This window comes from Bifidobacterium pseudolongum subsp. globosum (genome assembly GCF_004155535.1).
GTDB classification, from domain to species: domain Bacteria; phylum Actinomycetota; class Actinomycetes; order Actinomycetales; family Bifidobacteriaceae; genus Bifidobacterium; species Bifidobacterium pseudolongum_C.
Genome location: NZ_RYUH01000011.1, coordinates 83,467 through 100,574, shown reverse-complemented (window position 1 = coordinate 100,574; position 17,108 = coordinate 83,467). Strand labels below are relative to the sequence as shown.

The window sequence follows — 17,108 nt, the reverse complement described above, 5'->3', positions numbered from 1 at the left end:
CCATGAGAAGGTGATTGCGATGGGGAAATATCGTATCATCAGCGCCGTTGCATTGTCGATTGTGATGATTGGCGCATGTTGTGCATGCGGGGGAGCGCGTGATGCAGCGAACGCTCCGGCGTCGTCCTCTCCGCTGTCGAGCAGTGCGGAAACGGCAACCTCGAATGCGGATAATGGATACCATGTGCTGCCCGACTATCAGGTCAAGCGGCTGCAGGACGAGCTGAGGAACTTCACGGTGGATGGGACGATGATCGAATCCGCGGGGCCTGCGCCAAGTTATCTGGATGTGAACGGCGCACATGTGATGCAGACGATGCAGAACGAGACGAAACTCGATTTCCGCGCGGACAAGTCGTACACGCTCATCGCGATGTGTACGGGCGAGGGCGGTGCGAACGTCGAATGGCGGTTTGGTGTGCAATTGAGCAGGCAGCATCTCGATTGCCGACCGTACAGTGACACGCGGTACATGAACGCGGGCATCGCGGACATGGGCGTGACCGGCATCGGAGCCGACACGAGTGTCGTCACAATCACTCCGGAGAATGGTACGAAGGCGGAGATTGCGTACCGCATCGACGAATCGGATTCGCCAGCTCCGATTGTGGATGACGGCATCACTGTGCACGATGAGTGAGGGGTGGTTGATTGATGGAATCGCATAGCGCACATTCGTGGAAGCGGCTGACAAGAGCAATCGTCGCGGTGGTCGTAGTAGCCGCGGTTGTGGTGGGCGTGTGGTGGCTGTGGCCGAAACCACTTGACACGTCGCATACGAAGGTCGAGATCTCCGCATCCTCGAAATTCGCGGATGCGCAACTGGATGACCTTGTGCAGGCGTCGTACAGAGTGAACGCGGGTATGAAGAACTGCAGCGTCGACAAGGTCAAGTATGACGAACGGCAGAGCGAGAAGATCGTCGATATGGAGATCGATGCCGATGCGAAAGGACATGGTTCTGCACTCGGAAGAGCTATCGGGGAACATGGGCGCGACGGCGCGGCTGTATTGTTCGTCGACATGACCTGCCGCGACCCTGTGGACGACGAGGACCACGAGGAGGAATTCATGCTGCTGCCACAGGCCGACGGCACAAAGGCATGGGAGCTGCAGGATAGGGGCAACGGCTGAGTCCTCCATCTCATCATGTCATGGGTATCTGTTCCACCGAATCCTGATTCGTGGGGCGTCGACGTTGGGGCTGTACGCCGGTATGAGTGCCAGACTGGATATCCCGCCGATGCCTTACCACAGCACGTGCGACGCGTATGAAGCGCGTCACTGACCGTTTGGGGGACAGCTCTGGCTGGATTCTCGATTCGTACGACCTACGATGGAATGATAGAGCAGTTTGGCGCACGGGGAGAGTCAATATGTTTTGGCAGAAGAGATTTCGAATGATTCGCAGATTTGTCGCGCAGGCCACGGCAATCGCGTGCGTGTGTTTGCTTATCGGTGCGTGTGGCGTACAGAAAACAGAGCCTGTGCGAGTGAATCTGGCAGATGTGGTCTTGGCGGTCGGCCTCAATCCGTCAGCGCAGAAGTTTACGGAAGCGAAAAGCGCGATGGTGGCGCTCGTGCACAAGGACGGGACTGCCGAATACATCGATACCACCACGTCGACACCGCAGAACATGGCTTGGAATCGCGCTGGTTTGTTCTTTGATGACAAAGACCATAATTTCTTTATCGCCACGACCCTTGGGCAAGGATATGTGAGTGATCGCGCGAATCCTAATGTTCCGGGTTGGCAGATGGTGCCGGTTGGTGATGGTGCAATGATGGCGATGTATCAGGCGCCGTACTCGGACGTTGAGCGCAGCACCATGATGCAGACGCAGTGGTTCACGCCACAGCCACGGCAAGTGGTCATGAAACCCGCGGCATTGCCTGATGTTGTCGCGCAATGCTCGTGCGGAACCTTCGTTGTCGCCAGAGACGAAGGATACCATGTGCTGTATTCAGTGAGCGAGACAGAAGGCATGCGAAAGGTGGATACGCAACCCGTGGGCCAACGGTTCACTGCGGCGCTCGCTTCGGGCGCCGTGCCATGTGTGAACGACGAACTCGTGTTTTTCGGCGGTGTACGTGATGGAGCCAAGGGCGACGGCTATGGTTCTCAGACGCTCACCCTGCTCAAGTGGAATGTGAACACGCACGATTTCACACAGCAGATCATAACTTCGGCAAGCGGCAAGCCGCAATTATACGGTGGTGAGGTGAGTTTCACATACGGTGCAACTCTGACGACTGGCACTGGGGAAATGATTGCAATGACCGAGGGCGGCGATGTCGAGTTCATTGACATGCACGCCTCGAAAATCACTAAGTCCGCGGAATCTCCGCAGGTTTTCGATGCAGGCGCAGCGAGCTACGGCATCGTGGGATCCGATGATTATGCATATCTGATCTTCACCCCTAACGGCGATACTAAAGACACTGCGAAGATATTCGTATACCGCAAAACCGACTGGAAACTCATGTACACAATCACTGCGCAAGGTGCGCTCAACGATTTACTAAGTAATCGCAAAGAGCTTCACCCGACTGTGTTCGCCGCGAATCCGACGATGAGCTGGGATTGATGCCGCGCCGTAGGGTCCGGGCAAGTGCGATGGATGATGTGTTGGTGTGTTTTGAGTTTTGAAATCGTTTGACTAGCTGCTTCTCGCGCATATGTTTATCAGACTCGAACAGATTCGAAAACTGACCATTTGGGGGACATGGCTAGCTAGACATGATATTTATTCCTATTTATCGTAGATGTGTAGGAAATAAAAGTTGAAAAAGAAAAGGTGGTGATGACTGTGGATGAAATCGTGCATCCGGTTTCGCGTGCGGAACTCCTGTCGAGCTATGGGTGGCTATTGACGCTGGCTCAAATCATGGTGATCGTTGGGATTCTGTTGTTTGGTGCCGTGAAAACATACATGGACTACAGGTATTTCAGCACTCATATCGAAGAGAGCATTGGCACGTCGATTGTGTGGATACGGTGCGTGTTCTACCTGATTGCAGTTATCGTCGCAGGCGTTGGCTTGCAGCTGCTTAAACCCTGAAAGGACTTTATGATGAAGAAAAACCGTTGTGAGCCGACGCCCCGCACTGAGCGCAGCAGTGATGCATATCTATGCTTTGGGTGATAGCAGCTCTTCTTCGGGAGGCAACTTTGGGCATGCCGGGATCTCCATCACTAATCTTAATGGATCTCCATTGAAGATTGGCGGATTGACGGTGGCTGACAATAAGGCGATAACCGTAGGCACGTGGGGTAATACTGATCCTCGTGGGCTTTGGTATAACGCGGAAGGCTATGCGCAGTCGCGTGGTACAACTTGGAGCCAGTCTGTCTCTATCCAGCGGCCTCTGCGACAGGTGGATCTAGATATCGTCAATGAAAACATAGCGTCGCACACTTCTTGGAGTCCTCTGAATAACTGCTCTTCCTTTGCCTCCCAAATATGGAACTCGGTCGCTCCGGACAGTGAGAAAGTCAGTGCGGGTAGCATAAATATGCCAAAGAATCTGGCGGACAGCATTCGTACTCTTGGTAAGAAGATTAGTTGGTCGTTATTTGCGGAAGGTTACCGAGTCCACTTTGACTATCCTACGTATTACGGCAATCCGCCAACGCGGAAAGATCCCACATTCGACAATGCGTCCACTTCTAGTCTTGGAGAACTTCCTGAAGGTGCAGTAAAGGAAGAATGAACTGAAATCGATGGTTTCGCGACCGCCCTTTTAGTGGTGATCGCGAAACCATCTTTTATTTAGGACAGTCGAAATAAAATATATATACGAAAACGAGATGATTGCATGTGAACTCGTTTGGGATGCTGTTGGTAATTCCTGGATTGTTCCAGTTCACCGATGCATACGATGGATCCCGTGAGCCGGACGGCTCTATATCCAGTTGTTGCGTACGCACGACACAATCGCCTCGGTACGTGAACGCACATTCAGTTTTTTGCACGCGCGTTTCACGAAGGTTTTCACACTCGATTCACCCACGTTCATCTTGTGCGCGATGAACAGTGTGGTCTTACCTTGCGAATAATAGTCGAGCGCCTGCAACTCTCTCGGGGAGAGCGGATTAACTTGCGCGGACTGCTGGTACCAGCGGGTTAGCGATTCGTTGTGCAGAGGGGCATGGGATGCTACGAAATAGTGTGTGAGCAGCTCGAGCACGAGCGGGTCGTTGTCCACAATGCCAAGTGTGTAGTCCTTTGGTTCCAGCGCCCTGTTGTACATCGCCATTGCCCCCTCTTTTTCCTTCGCCCTCCACAATAGTTTGCGCGGGCGGCGAGCAGTCGAATGTGCGCATAGAATGGACACGGTTCACGTATTTCAAACAAACCGAGGTTTTCATGGCAGATGCACAACCCACCATCCACGACGTCGAACGTGACATCATGGGCCGTCCAAGCGAACGGAACACGACGAACCTCGATCTCAAGCGGATGAAGATGATCCTCGACCTACTTGGCGACCCGCAGGATTCGTTCCGCATCATCCACATCACCGGCACCAACGGCAAAGGCTCGACGGCGCGCATGGCCGAGGCGATCTGCCGCGCATACGGCATGCGCACGGGACTGTACACATCGCCGCATCTTGAGCATGTGAACGAGCGCATCGCGATCGACGGGCAGCGCCTGTCCGACGACGATTTTGTGGAATTGTGGGACCAGGTGAAGGACTTCGTCGCGCTCGTCGACGCGAAGATGGACGCAGAAGGCGCGCCGCGCATGAGCTTCTTCGAGGTGCTCACCGCGATGGCCATCTGGAAGTTCGCGGACGCGCCGGTCGACGTCGCGATCGTCGAAGTCGGTATGGGCGGCCGCTGGGACGCGACGAACGTGCTCGACGCGGACGCCGCCGTCATCGGACCGATCGACATGGATCACATGGCATGGCTCGGCGACACGGTCGAGCAGATCGCCGCGGAGAAGGTCGGCATCATCAAGCCCGGCTGCACGGCGGTCATCGGCAGGCAGCCGCATGAGGACGAGGTCATGCCGATCATCGAGCAGGCTGCGGCTGAAAACCACGCGACGCTTGTGCGCGATGGGGTGGAGGCGGAAGTCGTGGCGCGCATGCCGGCCGTGGGCGGGCAGATGGTGACACTGCGCACACCGAACGGCACCTACGCGGACGTGCCGCTCGACAAATTCGGCGAGCATCAGGCGCACAACGCGCTCGCGGCACTGTGTGCGGCGGAGGTTGTCATTCCGGTGACCGGCCCGCTCGACGGCGACATCGTCGGCGAGGCGCTGAGCTCGGTCAAGATTCCTGGGCGCATCGAACAGGTAAGGAACTCGCCGACGATCATCATCGACGGCGGGCACAACGTCAACGCGGCCGAGGCGTTGCGCGCGGCGATCGAGGAGAACTACGACTTCACGCAGCTCGTCGCCGTCGTCGCGATGATGGAGGACAAGCAGGTCGAGGAGTATCTGGGCGTGCTCGAGCCGATTGTCAGTGAGATCATCGTCACCGAGAATTCGTGGAAGGACCGCGTGATGCCTGCGGAACAGCTGGCGGCCATCGCGCGCGAGGTGTTCGGAGCGGAGCGCGTGACGTGCATCCCGGACCTGCCCGAAGCAATCCAGGAGGCGGTGAACCGTGTGGATGCCGAAGACGAGCTCGGCGTCGGCTACGGGCACGGTGTGCTGATCTGCGGCAGCTTCGTGACCGCCGGTGACGCGCGCATGCTGCTTAAGGAATCGATCCACCCCGATCTGAAGCTGAGCAAGGCCGAGCGCGTGCATCAGCCGGTGGTGACGCCGGAAGCGCGCGCGGACTCTGCTGTGGAGGACGAGGCGGAGCTCGAATACGAGTCGGATGCGGACACCGATTTCGATGTCTTCGACGTCAACAGCATCCTCGGCGCCGATGACGACACCGCGGAGTAGCCGATAGCGTCCTTCCGTGGCTAGAGGCTAGACACCAACAGCCACTGGGACGCAGTCGTTCATCGTCAATGCATGCGTGGAATACCCGCGTCATCAAGCTTCCTGTACAGCAGTTCGCGGTGGATGACATCATCGAAACTGAAGTGCACAATCGTGGTGACACCGCGTTTACGCAGATACCCATCGCGTTTGCACTGCTTGGTGACATGCGTGTTCACCTCGGTCCACGTATTCCCGTACTTCGCCATGCCGTCGTATTCGCCCACGACCGTGACATCCCCTGGAAGAAACCAGATGAAGTCGACACGCAAGGGGAATTCGGGATTGTCCGGATTTGGAAATGGATATTGCAAGTGGGGCAGCATGTAGCCGCCGGCGATCATCACGGCACGGGCACGTGACTCACCGCCATTGTCGCTCAGTGGATCGGTATAGGTGAGCAGGCGTGCGATGTTGTGTGTTTCATTGAAGTGTCGCGCTTGGAAAATGGCCAAAAACAATGCCGCCACGGGAAGTGGCGGCATTGGTCTACTTGGCGGTGGACGCCGGCTGCTCCTTGGCAGGAGTCGGCTTGGCCGGAGCATTCTGCGGCTTGGCTTTCACCTTTGCCTTCTTCTTCGGCTTGAGCGCGTGACGCACGTTCTGCACCATGCGCAGCATCCGGTAGAACCCCTTCTTGATGGGGATGTCACGCCCGGCGGCGATCGTCACGGTGTCGGGGGCGAATTTCGTCTTGAAGTCGTTGAGCGATTTGAGTGAAGGCGCGAAATCGTTGCCGATGCCCATGAGGTCAAGCTTCTCGTACCCCTCCTGGCCCAAGGTGCAGGCCGCGAAGTAGAGCAGTTTGTCCGGTACATGCTGGCGGCGCACCGAGGTGAGCATAGACGCGTAGTAGTACACGGCGGTCTTGCCGTGGGTCGTCACGATGGTCCATGCCACGACCTTGCCGTCGATGCGCGCGGCGAACACACGGCAATGATCTGGCCCAAGCGCCTTGATCATATCGGTGTAATCGCTCATGGGGGCGGCGGTGAAGCCATCGCGCTTGGCGGTCTCCACCATCACCGCGTAATAATCGGTGAAGTCCTGCGTGGCCTGCGTGGTCTCATCCGCGACCTCGGCCGGGCTTTCGCGCAACGCCTTGCGCACATCGCGCCTGCCGCGCTTCTTCATACGTGCGAGCAGCGCTTCGTCGCCGCCGGTGATGTCGAGCACCACGGTTTCGTTGTAGGGCACCGTGGACAGCACGGGGTAGGTGCCTTTGTCCGTCCACGTGTCGATGCGCAGGAACGCCACATGCTTGTCGTGCAGCTTCACAAAGTCGGCGAGCGCTTGGAGCACCGCCTGCTCCTGTGCCTCGCTCGGCTTGGTCTTCCACGCCGGACCGTGCACGGAGCGCAGGTAGTGGTAGCCGTGCGTCTCCATGTCGATCAGTGAGATGACCGCCACAAGCGCGTCGTTGTCTCGGATGAGCAGGCTGCCCCACGGTGCGCGTCCAGCCACACCGGACTGGAAATCGGCCCATACGGCGGTCTGTTCGATCGGCAGGTCGATGCCGTTGGCCGCCGCTTCCTTCTCAAGCGTCTGCGGCGTCACGCGTTCAATCGTAATCATCATGTTCCTTCCGGTTGTCACGCGAAGAGTCGGCGGATGATCTGTTCATCGCCTTCGTATGGCACGTGTTTGTTGAGCACCTTGATCCATTGTTCGTCGCCTTTGCCGATGATTAGCAGCACGTCGAAGCCGTCGCGTGCGCGCGCCGCGTCGACCGCCATCCGCACCGCGGTGGGGCGGTCGAGTTCGATGATGCGCTCCACATGCGGGTCGGTCACGTAGTCGTACATCTGCGCGCAGATGTCTTCGAACGGCTCGGTGTCGGAGTCCTCCTGCGTGAGGATGATCGTCTGCACGCGGTGTTGCGCGGCTTCGATGATTTCCTTGCGCCGGTCGATCGCCTTGTTGCCGGCCGATCCGGTGACGAGTGTGATGTGCGGGTGTTCGCTTCCGTACCGCTGCTCCACGTAGTCGAGCAGTGCGTTCACCGACGCGTAGTTGTGCGCGTAATCGACGATCGCGAGGGTGTTCGAATGTGGGTCGCGCGTCTCTTCCATGCGTCCCGAGATGCGCACATCGTGCATGGATTCGAGCACGCGCGGGTCGGAAACGTCGACGCCCACGGCGTGTGCGATCGCGATCGCGGCGGCGGCGTTCGCATAGTTGAAATCGCCGTTGATCGCGAGCGAAAGGTCGCCGAGCGGCTGGCCGCCTGCGCGCATGGCGAACGCGGTGTGCTGCGCGTTCGTCGGCGTGGCGGTGACATCGGCGGCCGGGTCGGTCAGTGAGAATGTGGTGACGGGGATCTGCGCGAGTGCGGCGTCCTGTTCGATGAGCGGCGCGAAGTCGCCGGGCACACCGAGCACGAGTGCGTCGGCGTTGGCGACGATGCGGCGTTTGCAGTACAGGTAATCCTCGAATGTGGGGTGTTCGATGGGGCTGATGTGGTCGGGGGAGATGTTGAGAAACGCGGCGGCGTCGAAGTTGAGGCCGTAGACGCGGTTGACTTTGTACGCCTGCGACGAGACTTCCATCACCAGGTACTGCATGCCGTACGAGACCGCTTCGCGCATCATGCGGATCGCGTCGAGCGACTCCGGGGTGGTCAGGTCGGACTCGTGGTAGTGCTCGCCGTCGAGGCAGTTGTCGACCGAAGAGAACAGCGCGGCCTTGCCGCCCGAGACGGCGTTGAGGATGGCGTGCGTCAGGTAGGCGGTTGTGGTCTTGCCTTTCGTGCCGGTGATGCCGATGAGCGTGAGCTCGTCCTGCGGATAGTCGTAGAAGGCCTGGGCGAGCAGGCTCAGCGCTTGGCTCGCGTTGTTGACGATGAGTCCGGGGGCCTGCGTGTGGTCACTGTAATCGTGCTCGGCCACGTAGGCGGCCATGCCCAGCTCGTCGGCGTGCTTGAGGTATTTGGGTTTGAACCGGCCCTTGCAGCACATGATCGCACCGTTGACGATGTGCTGGGTGCTGTAGGTGATCGCGGTGAACTCCTTGCCGGAGCCCTCCACGGTGGCCGGGTTCATCGTCCATTGGTCCGGGGTGATGATCTCCCTGAGCAGATGATGCTCGTTCAGCAGTGTTGCGGCCGATTGCAATGTCAACGTCATGCCATGATCTCCTTGGATTTCCGTAGCGTATGCATTCTAACGCGTGGCAATGAAGTGCCCGGCGCCGCTCCGACACCGGCGAATCACGCAGCGGTGCCGTAGAATGGGCAGCGTGACCGAACAAGACAGCAAAGCCGAAACCATGGAAGAGAAGCGGGCCCGCTTCGAGAAGCTGGCGATGCCCGCGGTGAATGCGCTGTACCGGCAGGCGATGAAATTCACCAACAACCCGGAAGACGCGCAGGACTTGGTGCAAGACACCTTCGAGCGTGGGTTCAAGGCGTTCGACACGTTCAAGCCGGGGTCGAATTTCGAGGCGTGGATGACCACGATCGAACGCAACGCGTTCTTCAACCAATACGCCAAGGCCAAGCGCCGGCCGAAACGCGCCAACGATTCGACGGGGGAGTACGACGATTGGGACATCTATGCGGCGTCCGAGCATGCGTCGCAGGGGCTGCGTTCCGCCGAGCAGGAGTATCTCGAGGCCTTCGCCCCCGAAGAGATCATGGCCGCGCTCAACAAGCTGCCCGAGGAACGCAGGCAGGTGTTCATCGATGCCGCGATCGACGGCAAATCGTACCAACAGGTGGCCGATGAGCAGGGCATCAAGATCGGCACGGTGATGAGCCGCCTCAACCGCGCGCGCAACCAGCTCAAGCAGGAGCTCGCGGAGTACGCCGCGGCCCGTGGGTATGGCAAAACGGCGCGTGGAAATAAAACCACCGGCAAATCCGTTGAATCTCATAGTGACCGTGAATTGGTCGGTGCTTCGGGAAAGGCGGCGCAATGAGCACGCAACAGCATGGGTTCCCGGACGGCGACATGGATACCGAAAGCGAAGAGATGACCACTGCAAACCATGAGGCGGAAGACGCACAGGACCAGGAGTGTTTCGACCCGCGCACATGTTGCGATGAGCGTGAACGGCTCATGATCGAGGCGATGCGCGCGTACCTGCGCCCGCAGCAGGCCCCCGAATGCCTGTATGAACGGCTGCGTGTGACGCTTGACGAATGCTGTGGTTCGGCGATCATCCACCACACGGTGATCCGCCGCCACGACGACGCGTGAGCACACCGCGCCGAAGCATGCGAGCAATGTGAAGGCCCCGCAATCATCGTTGGATGATTGCGGGGCCTTCACATTGCTCGCGGCAAGGCGTTGCCGCCCACGGATCAGGCGTTTGGACGCTTGCCGTGATTCGCAGCCTTTTTACGACGAGCCTTACGCTTACGTCCGCGCATACCCATAATGGACTCCTTTTGTAGAACGGTTCTAGCCAATATGCCTACAGGATTATCGCATAGCGCCCAGACGTGCCGCCACGCGCGTTCAGCGCACGACTCCGATGAGCATGTTGGTCGTGGACGATTCGCCCGGCGCGATCGTGATCAGGTCGATGCCCGTGTTGAAGGCGTTCGCATACGCCGTCTGCGGTTCGATCGCCACGCCGCACGGGTGGATTGGCTCGGGGAAGCCGCTCGCGTCGCACACTTGGTACGACGTGATCGATTCGTCGCCGGTGATGCGCACACGGATGCCGTCGATGCGCGTGAACATGGCGGTGACCGTGCCGCCGGCGTCATGCTCGAGGTCGGTCCACGCGTCGTCGATCGGCTGCGCGCTGAGGGCCTTGGGCTCGCGGTAGTCGTATGCGGTGCCGTCCACCGGCTCGGTGCCGGTGGGGATCAGGTTCTGGTTGATCGTCACATGCGTGCGTGCGGGTAGTTCGAGCGTGCACTGCGCGTTGAGCTCGTCGATCGCGTCTCCATACGCGTCGCCGCCGTTGGCGATCCACGGGTGGATGGCCAACGCCCACGGCGCGTCTTCACCGCCATGGTTCTCCGCGTGCACCTGCACATGCAGGCCGTCCTCATCGAGTTCGTAAGTCACGTGCACAAGCACGTCGAACGGGTAGCCCGCGAGGTTCGGTGTGCGCCAGCAGAGCGTCATGGACGACGTGGTGAGCCGCTCGAGGGTCCAGAAGTGGCGGTAGCCGTAGCCGTGGATCGCGTTGTTGCGTTCGTGCTCGTCGATCGGCAGCTCGTAGGTCTGCCCTTCGAAGGTGTATTCGCCGTCTTCGATGCGGTTGGGGAACGGCACGAGCAGCTGGCCGCGCATGCAGGTGGGCACGTCGTCGGCGCCGAAGGGCACCACCACGTCGTTGCCTTGCCACGTCAGGCGGCGCAATCCTGCGCCCTGCTGGGTGATGACGGCGGTGTAATCACCGAAAGTGATGGTATATTGTTGGCCCGTGCGAGGGGGAAGCTGGGTGACAGCCATAGATGCATACTCCATTGTCGGTAAGGTGTGTGTGCCGGTGCTGCGCGCCACAACGATGCGCACAGCGCACATCTCCCTATCTTAGCCGCTCATGTGACCGTTCACATGCGATGTGCGTATGTGGACGGGTCTGTGCGCAACATCACAGGGCACCGCTGGCGCATGGTGAACGCCGTGGTCTACTATTGGGGGCGAACTGCGAAAGGACATCATGACGAAACGCATTGTGTTGGCGAATCCACGCGGATTCTGCGCCGGCGTGGACCGCGCCATCCAAACGGTCGACACGATTCTGCGCACGGCCGGGCCCCGTGCGGATGGCCTGCCGCCGGTGTATGTGCGCCGGCAGATCGTGCACAACAAGCATGTCGTCGAACAGCTCGCCGGCCGTGGCGCCGTGTTCGTCGAGGAACTCAATGAGATTCCGGACGCCGCCGCCGAAGCCGGCATTCCGGTCGTGTTCTCGGCGCACGGCGTGTCCCCCGCAGTGCAGCGTGAGGCCGACGCGCGCGGCTTGAGCATTGTGGATGCGACGTGCCCGCTCGTGGGCAAAGTGCACCGCGAAGTATTGCGGTTTGTGCGCGAAGGGTACGAGATCGTCTACATCGGGCACAACGGCCACGACGAGGCCGTCGGCGTGGTGGGGGAGTCGCCCGAGCATGTGCACCTGATCGAACATGCCGCCGACGTCGAGCGGCTCGACTTCCCTGAACGCACCAAGCTCGTGCTGCTGTCGCAGACGACGCTCAGCGTGGATGAGACAGCGGATGTGATCGCCGCCCTGCAGCGGCGGTTCCCGTGGATCGAACTGCCGCCGAGCTCGGACATCTGCTACGCCACGTCGAACCGGCAGGAAGCTGTCAAACTCGTGGCGCAGCAGGCGGATTGCATGGTCATCGTCGGTTCGGCGAACTCGTCGAACTCGGTGCGGCTCATGGAGGTCGCGAACGAGGCGCTCGGCGCGCGCGGCGAGGCGCACCGCGTCGACGACGCCGCCGAAATGGACCCCGCATGGTTCGCCGGCGTGAACACGGTCGGCGTCTCCTCAGGCGCCTCGGTGCCCGACGAACTCGTCGCCGGGGTCGTCGAACGGCTGCAGGAGCTCGGGTTCACTGAGGTCAGCACAGTCGAGACGATCCAAGAGAACATGCACTTCGTGCTGCCGAAGGCGCTGCGTTCAGTATGATTTCTTCGTCGTGCCGATCGGCGCGACGACTGCGTCGAGCACCTGCACCAGATCGTGCGGATTGACGCCGAGGCTCAGGCCGCGTTTGCCGCCCGACACGAGGATCTCGCTGAACTCCATCGCCGACTTGTCGAGCACGGTCTTATGCTTGGTGCGCTGGCCGAGTGGGGAGATGCCGCCGACGACATAGCCGCTTTCGCGCATCGCGACTTTCGGGTCGGCCATCTCCGCCTTCTTCGCACCCACGGCGTGCGCAAGCTCCTTGAGGCTCATATGCCCATTGACCGGCACGACGCCGATCACACGCTCGTCGCCGGTGTCGGCCATCAGGGTCTTGAACACCTGCCGCTCGTCATAGCCGAGCTTGCGCGCGGCTTCGAGGCCGTACCCTTCCGTGTCGTCGTTGCTGTGTTCGTATTCGTGGATCGTGAACGTGATGCCCGCCTGCTCAAGCTGTGCGATGGCGGGTGTGGCGGCCGCCTTCTGTTTCTTTTTGCCCATGTGCACCAGTGTAGGGCTGGCGTATGGCAACAAAACAGGGCTTCCGCGTGAGCGAAAGCCCTGATGGGTCAGTGATGGCGCGCGCTAGGCGCGGTCAATCACTCGGAGATCTCGGCGAAGTACTCGAGCGTGCGCACCATGTTCGAGGTGAAGCCGTACTCGTTGTCGTAGAAGGCAACGGTGCGGACCATGGTCACGCCGTCCACTTCGTTGACGTCGGTCTGCGTCGGATCGAAGACGCCACCGTGGGTGTCGCCGACGATGTCGCCGGAGACGATCTCGTCATCGTTGTAGCCGTAGTAGGCGCAATCCTCGAAGGCGTCCTTGAACGCGGCGTTGATCTCGTCGACGGTCGCTTCCTTGTCGAGCACGGTGAAGAGCTCGGTGATCGATCCGTCCGGAACCTGCACGCGCTGGGCGTGGCCCTGCAGCTTGCCGTTGACTTCCGGCACGACCTTGCCGATGGCCTTGGCGGCACCGGTCGAATGCGGGATCGTGTTGACGGCGGCGGCGCGCAGTGCACGGCCGCTCTTGTTGCCACGCGGGCCGTCCAGGATCATCTGGGTGCCGGTGTAGGCGTGGATCGTGGTCATGAAGCCGGCCTTGATGCCCCACTTGTCGTTGAGCAGCTTGACCATGGCGGCCATCGAGTTGGTGGTGCAGGAACCTGCGGAGACGATGTTGTCGTCCTTCTTCAGGATGTCGTGGTTCACACCGAACACGACGGTCGGGGTGGTCTCATCCTTGGCCGGGGCGGAGATGAGGACCTTCTTGGCGCCGGCGTCCAGGTGAGCCTGGGACTTCTCGGCGGAGGTGTAGAAGCCGGTGCACTCGAGCACGAACTCAACGCCGTCGTTCGCAACCCACTTGAGGTCGCGGGCGTCGCGCTCGGCGTAGACCGGGTATTCCTTGCCGTCGACGACGATGGCGGAATCGGTGGCCTTGACGTCGACCGGGGTGCCGTCGACGTGCTTGAACACGCCGTGCGTGCTGTCGTACTTGAGCAGGTATGCAAGCGCCTGCGGCGAGGTCAGGTCGTTGATCGCGGTGACCTCGATGTCAGCAGCTTCGCCGCCCTTTTCCTGCAACTCGAAAATACGACGGAATGCGAGACGACCGATACGACCGAAGCCGTTGATACCAATCTTCACTGTCATGTAATTACTCCCTTGGGGAACAGCCGGCGGCCAATGAACGCCCGTCGGCGTGGTTAACCAACGTGCCCCATTCTAGTGGCGTTGCTTGACCAAGGTGGCCGCCCTGCGCGTCGAAAACCGTTGGAATTGGCTGCGAACGGTTGCATTGAACGGCCCCCAGCCCACGCCGTCGGCAATCATGCGCTGTGAGCGCAACTATCCGCGATCCGCGAGCGCCGCGCTCACATGGGTGGAAGGCGCGCCAAGCGTCTCGGCCGCCGCAGGCGCACCTACGAGCGTGGGCAGCGGTGCGGCGGCGTCGAACACGACGGTCAGGAGTCCCTTGCGCACACGCACCTCGGCGCTGAGCCCATCCACGAATTCGTTGCTCAGGCCATTGACCTGCAGGTTCGTCATCGTCGCGTCATGCAGTTCGTACGCGAGCCCGCGCTCGTCGACGCCACGCGCCTCGTCGCTGTGCGCGAACACGGAGATGTACTGCGTGCCGTGCACGGGGTGCGCGGGGAACGTGAGCGCCGCGTCGCATATGGCGGTCACGACCTGCCCGGCGCCGTGCAGGAACGCGATGCCGCCGTGCGCGGCGATGAACGCGAGCTGTTGGATGTTGGAGATCGTGTGGTCGACGCGCCCGCCCAACCCGCCGTAGATGTGGAATGTGCGCCCGCCGTGCGCCCACCCGATCTTCAGCGCGCTCAGCAGGTCGGGGTCGTCCTTCTGCGGCGGCAGCGCCACGGTCTCGGCGCCGATGGTGCCGCGCGCGCTGTGCACCGAGTCGAAGTCACCGACCACGGCGTCCACCCGCACACCGAGTTCGCGCGCGTGGTCGTAACCGCCGTCCGCGGCGACGACGAACGCGCCGGGCGGCACGTCGATCGGCTCGTGGTAGTACTCGCCGGCCGCGAATACCACGCAGGTGGGCAGGGGTGTGCGCGCCGTCCGTACCGGTGCCATGGCCGCTCCTTGGGTTGTGTGTTGGCTTGCGCAGTGCATGTTGTGTACTGTGTAAGCCACCGTACCGTATGTATATGTACTTGCCGCGCCGCGCAATGGACGCGCGCCGGGCGCACAGTGGGAGGAGTCGCATGGAAGTGAGCAGTGCCGAGGGCGTGAAGCGGCCGATCCTCGCGTCGAAGGTGTTTCTGTATGTCACCGAGTTCGTCTCGGGCATGGCCGTCATGGCGGCCGAACTCGGTGCCCAGCGCCTGCTCGCGCCGTATTTCTCGAGTTCGCAGATCGTGTGGACGATCATCATCGGCACGATCATGATCGCGCTCGCGTTGGGCGCGGTGTTCGGCGGCAGGTGGGCGGACCGCGACCCCGACCCGGACCGCATGTACATGCGCGTGCTCGTGGCGGCCGTGTGGATCGCGCTGATCCCGCTTGTGGGCAAATATATTGTGATGCTCGTCTCCGGCGCGCTCATCGTGACCGTCTCCACGAACTTCCTGACGGTCGCCGCGTTCGTCTGCTGCATGGTCATCTTCGTGCCGCCGCTGTTCCTGCTGGGCACGGTGACGCCGGCGCTCAACAAATTCGCGACCGATTCGCTCGAAGACAACGCGTCGGTCGTCGGGCGGCTGTCCGCCTGCAACACGGTCGGTTCGATCCTCGGCACATTCCTGCCCACTTTCGTCACCATCCCGGCCGTCGGTACGTTCGTCACGTTCCTCGTGTTCTCCGGATTGCTGCTTGCGCTGCCCGTCATCTACTTCCTGTCCGCACATGTGCACCGCGTGGCGTGCGCGGTCAGCGTGGTCGTGTTCGCGGTCAGTGCGGTGTGCTCGCCGCTCACCGGCTTCGCGTTCTGGATGGACAAGCGCACGCTCGCGTATGAGGGCGAATCGATGTACAACTACCTGCAGGTGCAGGATCTGCCCGACCGTACGATCCTCTCCACGAACGTGCTCTTCGGTGTGCAGTCGGTGACGATGAAGAGCGACGAACCCACCGGCATGTATTACGACGTCGCGCTCGCCGCCCCCGCGATCGCCGAGCACGCCGACTCCGCGCTGATCCTGGGGATGGGCACCGGCACGTATGCGCGCGCCTTGCGCAAGTATTCGCCGGGGACGGCAGTGACGGGCGTCGAGATCGACAGCAAGATCACCCATCTGGCGAACACGTATTTCGACGAGCCGGATGACATCGGCGTGGCCACCTACGACGGGCGCGCATGGCTTGCGGCGAGCCACGAGCGGTTCGACGTGATCATGGTCGACGCGTATCAGGACATCACGATCCCATTCCAGATGAGCTCCAAGGAGTTTTTCACGCTCGTGCATGAGCATCTCAACGACGGCGGCGTCATGGTCGTCAACATGAACATGATCAGCGACGGCGAAGGGTCGATCAACGAGGCGCTCACCGACACGATCGCCAGCGTGTTCGGCGAGGCGAACATCGTGACGGCGGATGTGCCGCATACCACGAACCGCGAGCTGTTCGCGCTCAAGCGCGGCTCGGCGTCGTCGCCGTCCATCGGCCAGCGGATCGCGGCGATGCACGCGGGGAGCACGGCCCTCGACCGTGCGGTCGACCAGGTCGATCCGGTGTTCGAACCGGTGCATGTGGGGAGGCGGCCAGTGGTGCTCACCGACGACAAGGCGCCCGTGGAAGTGCTCGGCATGCGCGCGATCGACGGCATCATCGCCGAACAGGCGGGCCCGTACCGGAAGATCCTGCGCGACGAAGGCATCGGGGGACTACTGCGCGAAGTGCGCTGACACGCGGATGGCTGTTGTCGGGGGCTGTGCTATACTCGACAAGGCTTGAGCAATCAAGAAAGTGGGAAACCCACCTGGAAGCCCATTGTGGTTTCGGGTTCAAGGCAACGCCTCCGGCGTGCATGAGGCACGCAATCGCATACGGCAGCAGGCCGGTGTGCATATGGGCGTCA

At 60.9% G+C, this 17,108-nt stretch carries 19 protein-coding genes; 10 read left to right on the top strand and 9 right to left on the bottom strand.

What is annotated here, in order from left to right:
- Nucleotides 1-19: 19 nt before the first annotated feature.
- The 5 genes from PG2093B_RS06375 (at nucleotide 20) to PG2093B_RS06355 (ending at nucleotide 3,714) form a co-directional block, all read left to right on the top strand.
- Complete coding sequence (locus PG2093B_RS06375) at nucleotides 20-640, top strand: hypothetical protein (protein ID WP_129897779.1); 621 nt, start codon at nucleotides 20-22, stop codon at nucleotides 638-640.
- Between the two features lie 14 nt (nucleotides 641-654).
- The gene (locus tag PG2093B_RS06370) at nucleotides 655-1,134 is read left to right on the top strand and encodes a hypothetical protein (protein ID WP_129897778.1); all 480 of its coding nucleotides are present in this window, start codon (nucleotides 655-657) and stop codon (nucleotides 1,132-1,134) included.
- A 242-nt stretch (nucleotides 1,135-1,376) separates the two neighbouring features.
- Complete coding sequence (locus PG2093B_RS06365) at nucleotides 1,377-2,588, top strand: hypothetical protein (RefSeq protein ID WP_129897777.1); 1,212 nt, start codon at nucleotides 1,377-1,379, stop codon at nucleotides 2,586-2,588.
- 216 nt (nucleotides 2,589-2,804) lie between these two features.
- Nucleotides 2,805-3,062, top strand: a complete 258-nt coding sequence (locus PG2093B_RS06360; protein ID WP_129897776.1) for a hypothetical protein — start codon at nucleotides 2,805-2,807, stop codon at nucleotides 3,060-3,062.
- A gap of 61 nt (nucleotides 3,063-3,123) precedes the next feature.
- Nucleotides 3,124-3,714: a hypothetical protein gene (locus PG2093B_RS06355; protein ID WP_129897775.1), complete on the top strand. Its 591-nt coding sequence runs from the start codon at nucleotides 3,124-3,126 to the stop codon at nucleotides 3,712-3,714.
- A gap of 192 nt (nucleotides 3,715-3,906) precedes the next feature.
- Here the strand turns inward: PG2093B_RS06355 and PG2093B_RS06350 are convergent, their stop codons facing one another.
- On the bottom strand, nucleotides 3,907-4,260 hold the full coding sequence (locus PG2093B_RS06350; RefSeq protein ID WP_129897774.1) for a response regulator transcription factor: 354 nt from the start codon (nucleotides 4,258-4,260) through the stop codon (nucleotides 3,907-3,909).
- 110 nt (nucleotides 4,261-4,370) lie between these two features.
- Between PG2093B_RS06350 and PG2093B_RS06345 the strand changes: the two genes are divergently transcribed.
- The gene (locus tag PG2093B_RS06345) at nucleotides 4,371-5,918 is read left to right on the top strand and encodes a bifunctional folylpolyglutamate synthase/dihydrofolate synthase (protein WP_129897773.1); all 1,548 of its coding nucleotides are present in this window, start codon (nucleotides 4,371-4,373) and stop codon (nucleotides 5,916-5,918) included.
- A 65-nt stretch (nucleotides 5,919-5,983) separates the two neighbouring features.
- Here the strand turns inward: PG2093B_RS06345 and PG2093B_RS06340 are convergent, their stop codons facing one another.
- Genes PG2093B_RS06340 through PG2093B_RS06330 form a run of 3 tightly spaced genes read right to left on the bottom strand, consistent with a single transcriptional unit; the run spans nucleotide 5,984 to nucleotide 9,082 of the window.
- Nucleotides 5,984-6,442 (bottom strand): hypothetical protein, encoded by a 459-nt coding sequence (locus tag PG2093B_RS06340; RefSeq protein WP_129897772.1) that lies wholly within the window; start codon nucleotides 6,440-6,442, stop codon nucleotides 5,984-5,986.
- 4 nt (nucleotides 6,443-6,446) lie between these two features.
- A complete protein-coding gene (locus PG2093B_RS06335; protein WP_129897771.1) occupies nucleotides 6,447-7,532 on the bottom strand; it encodes a lipid II:glycine glycyltransferase FemX in 1,086 nt (361 codons plus the stop codon).
- Between the two features lie 17 nt (nucleotides 7,533-7,549).
- Nucleotides 7,550-9,082, bottom strand: a complete 1,533-nt coding sequence (locus PG2093B_RS06330; protein WP_129897770.1) for a UDP-N-acetylmuramoyl-L-alanyl-D-glutamate--2,6-diaminopimelate ligase — start codon at nucleotides 9,080-9,082, stop codon at nucleotides 7,550-7,552.
- A 103-nt stretch (nucleotides 9,083-9,185) separates the two neighbouring features.
- On the opposite strand from PG2093B_RS06330, the gene PG2093B_RS06325 reads away from it, so the two are divergent.
- Together PG2093B_RS06325 and PG2093B_RS06320 are read left to right on the top strand one after the other, a co-directional pair.
- A complete protein-coding gene (locus PG2093B_RS06325) occupies nucleotides 9,186-9,875 on the top strand; it encodes a sigma-70 family RNA polymerase sigma factor (protein WP_101429886.1) in 690 nt (229 codons plus the stop codon).
- Between the two features lie 53 nt (nucleotides 9,876-9,928).
- Complete coding sequence (locus PG2093B_RS06320; RefSeq protein ID WP_230473157.1) at nucleotides 9,929-10,156, top strand: hypothetical protein; 228 nt, start codon at nucleotides 9,929-9,931, stop codon at nucleotides 10,154-10,156.
- Between the two features lie 104 nt (nucleotides 10,157-10,260).
- Here the strand turns inward: PG2093B_RS06320 and PG2093B_RS09145 are convergent, their stop codons facing one another.
- Together PG2093B_RS09145 and PG2093B_RS06315 are read right to left on the bottom strand one after the other, a co-directional pair.
- Nucleotides 10,261-10,335 (bottom strand): 50S ribosomal protein bL37, encoded by a 75-nt coding sequence (locus PG2093B_RS09145; RefSeq protein ID WP_369803150.1) that lies wholly within the window; start codon nucleotides 10,333-10,335, stop codon nucleotides 10,261-10,263.
- 82 nt (nucleotides 10,336-10,417) lie between these two features.
- Nucleotides 10,418-11,368 (bottom strand): aldose 1-epimerase family protein, encoded by a 951-nt coding sequence (locus PG2093B_RS06315; RefSeq protein ID WP_129897769.1) that lies wholly within the window; start codon nucleotides 11,366-11,368, stop codon nucleotides 10,418-10,420.
- Nucleotides 11,369-11,579: 211 nt separating this feature from the next.
- Here PG2093B_RS06315 and PG2093B_RS06310 point away from each other — a divergent pair, with 211 nt between their 5' ends.
- Complete coding sequence (locus PG2093B_RS06310; RefSeq protein WP_129897768.1) at nucleotides 11,580-12,554, top strand: 4-hydroxy-3-methylbut-2-enyl diphosphate reductase; 975 nt, start codon at nucleotides 11,580-11,582, stop codon at nucleotides 12,552-12,554.
- Here PG2093B_RS06310 and ybaK read toward each other — a convergent pair.
- From ybaK to PG2093B_RS06295, 3 genes are all read right to left on the bottom strand, one after another.
- Entirely contained in the window at nucleotides 12,546-13,055 is a 510-nt protein-coding gene (gene ybaK, locus PG2093B_RS06305; RefSeq protein ID WP_129897767.1) for a Cys-tRNA(Pro) deacylase, read from the bottom strand. The genes PG2093B_RS06310 and ybaK overlap by 9 nt on opposite strands.
- Nucleotides 13,056-13,153: 98 nt before the next feature.
- A complete protein-coding gene (gap, locus tag PG2093B_RS06300; protein WP_026643997.1) occupies nucleotides 13,154-14,212 on the bottom strand; it encodes a type I glyceraldehyde-3-phosphate dehydrogenase in 1,059 nt (352 codons plus the stop codon).
- Between the two features lie 195 nt (nucleotides 14,213-14,407).
- Complete coding sequence (locus PG2093B_RS06295; protein WP_242502843.1) at nucleotides 14,408-15,163, bottom strand: thiamine diphosphokinase; 756 nt, start codon at nucleotides 15,161-15,163, stop codon at nucleotides 14,408-14,410.
- A 131-nt stretch (nucleotides 15,164-15,294) separates the two neighbouring features.
- On the opposite strand from PG2093B_RS06295, the gene PG2093B_RS06290 reads away from it, so the two are divergent.
- Nucleotides 15,295-16,935 (top strand): spermidine synthase, encoded by a 1,641-nt coding sequence (locus PG2093B_RS06290; protein ID WP_242502842.1) that lies wholly within the window; start codon nucleotides 15,295-15,297, stop codon nucleotides 16,933-16,935.
- Nucleotides 16,936-17,108 lie beyond the last annotated feature (173 nt).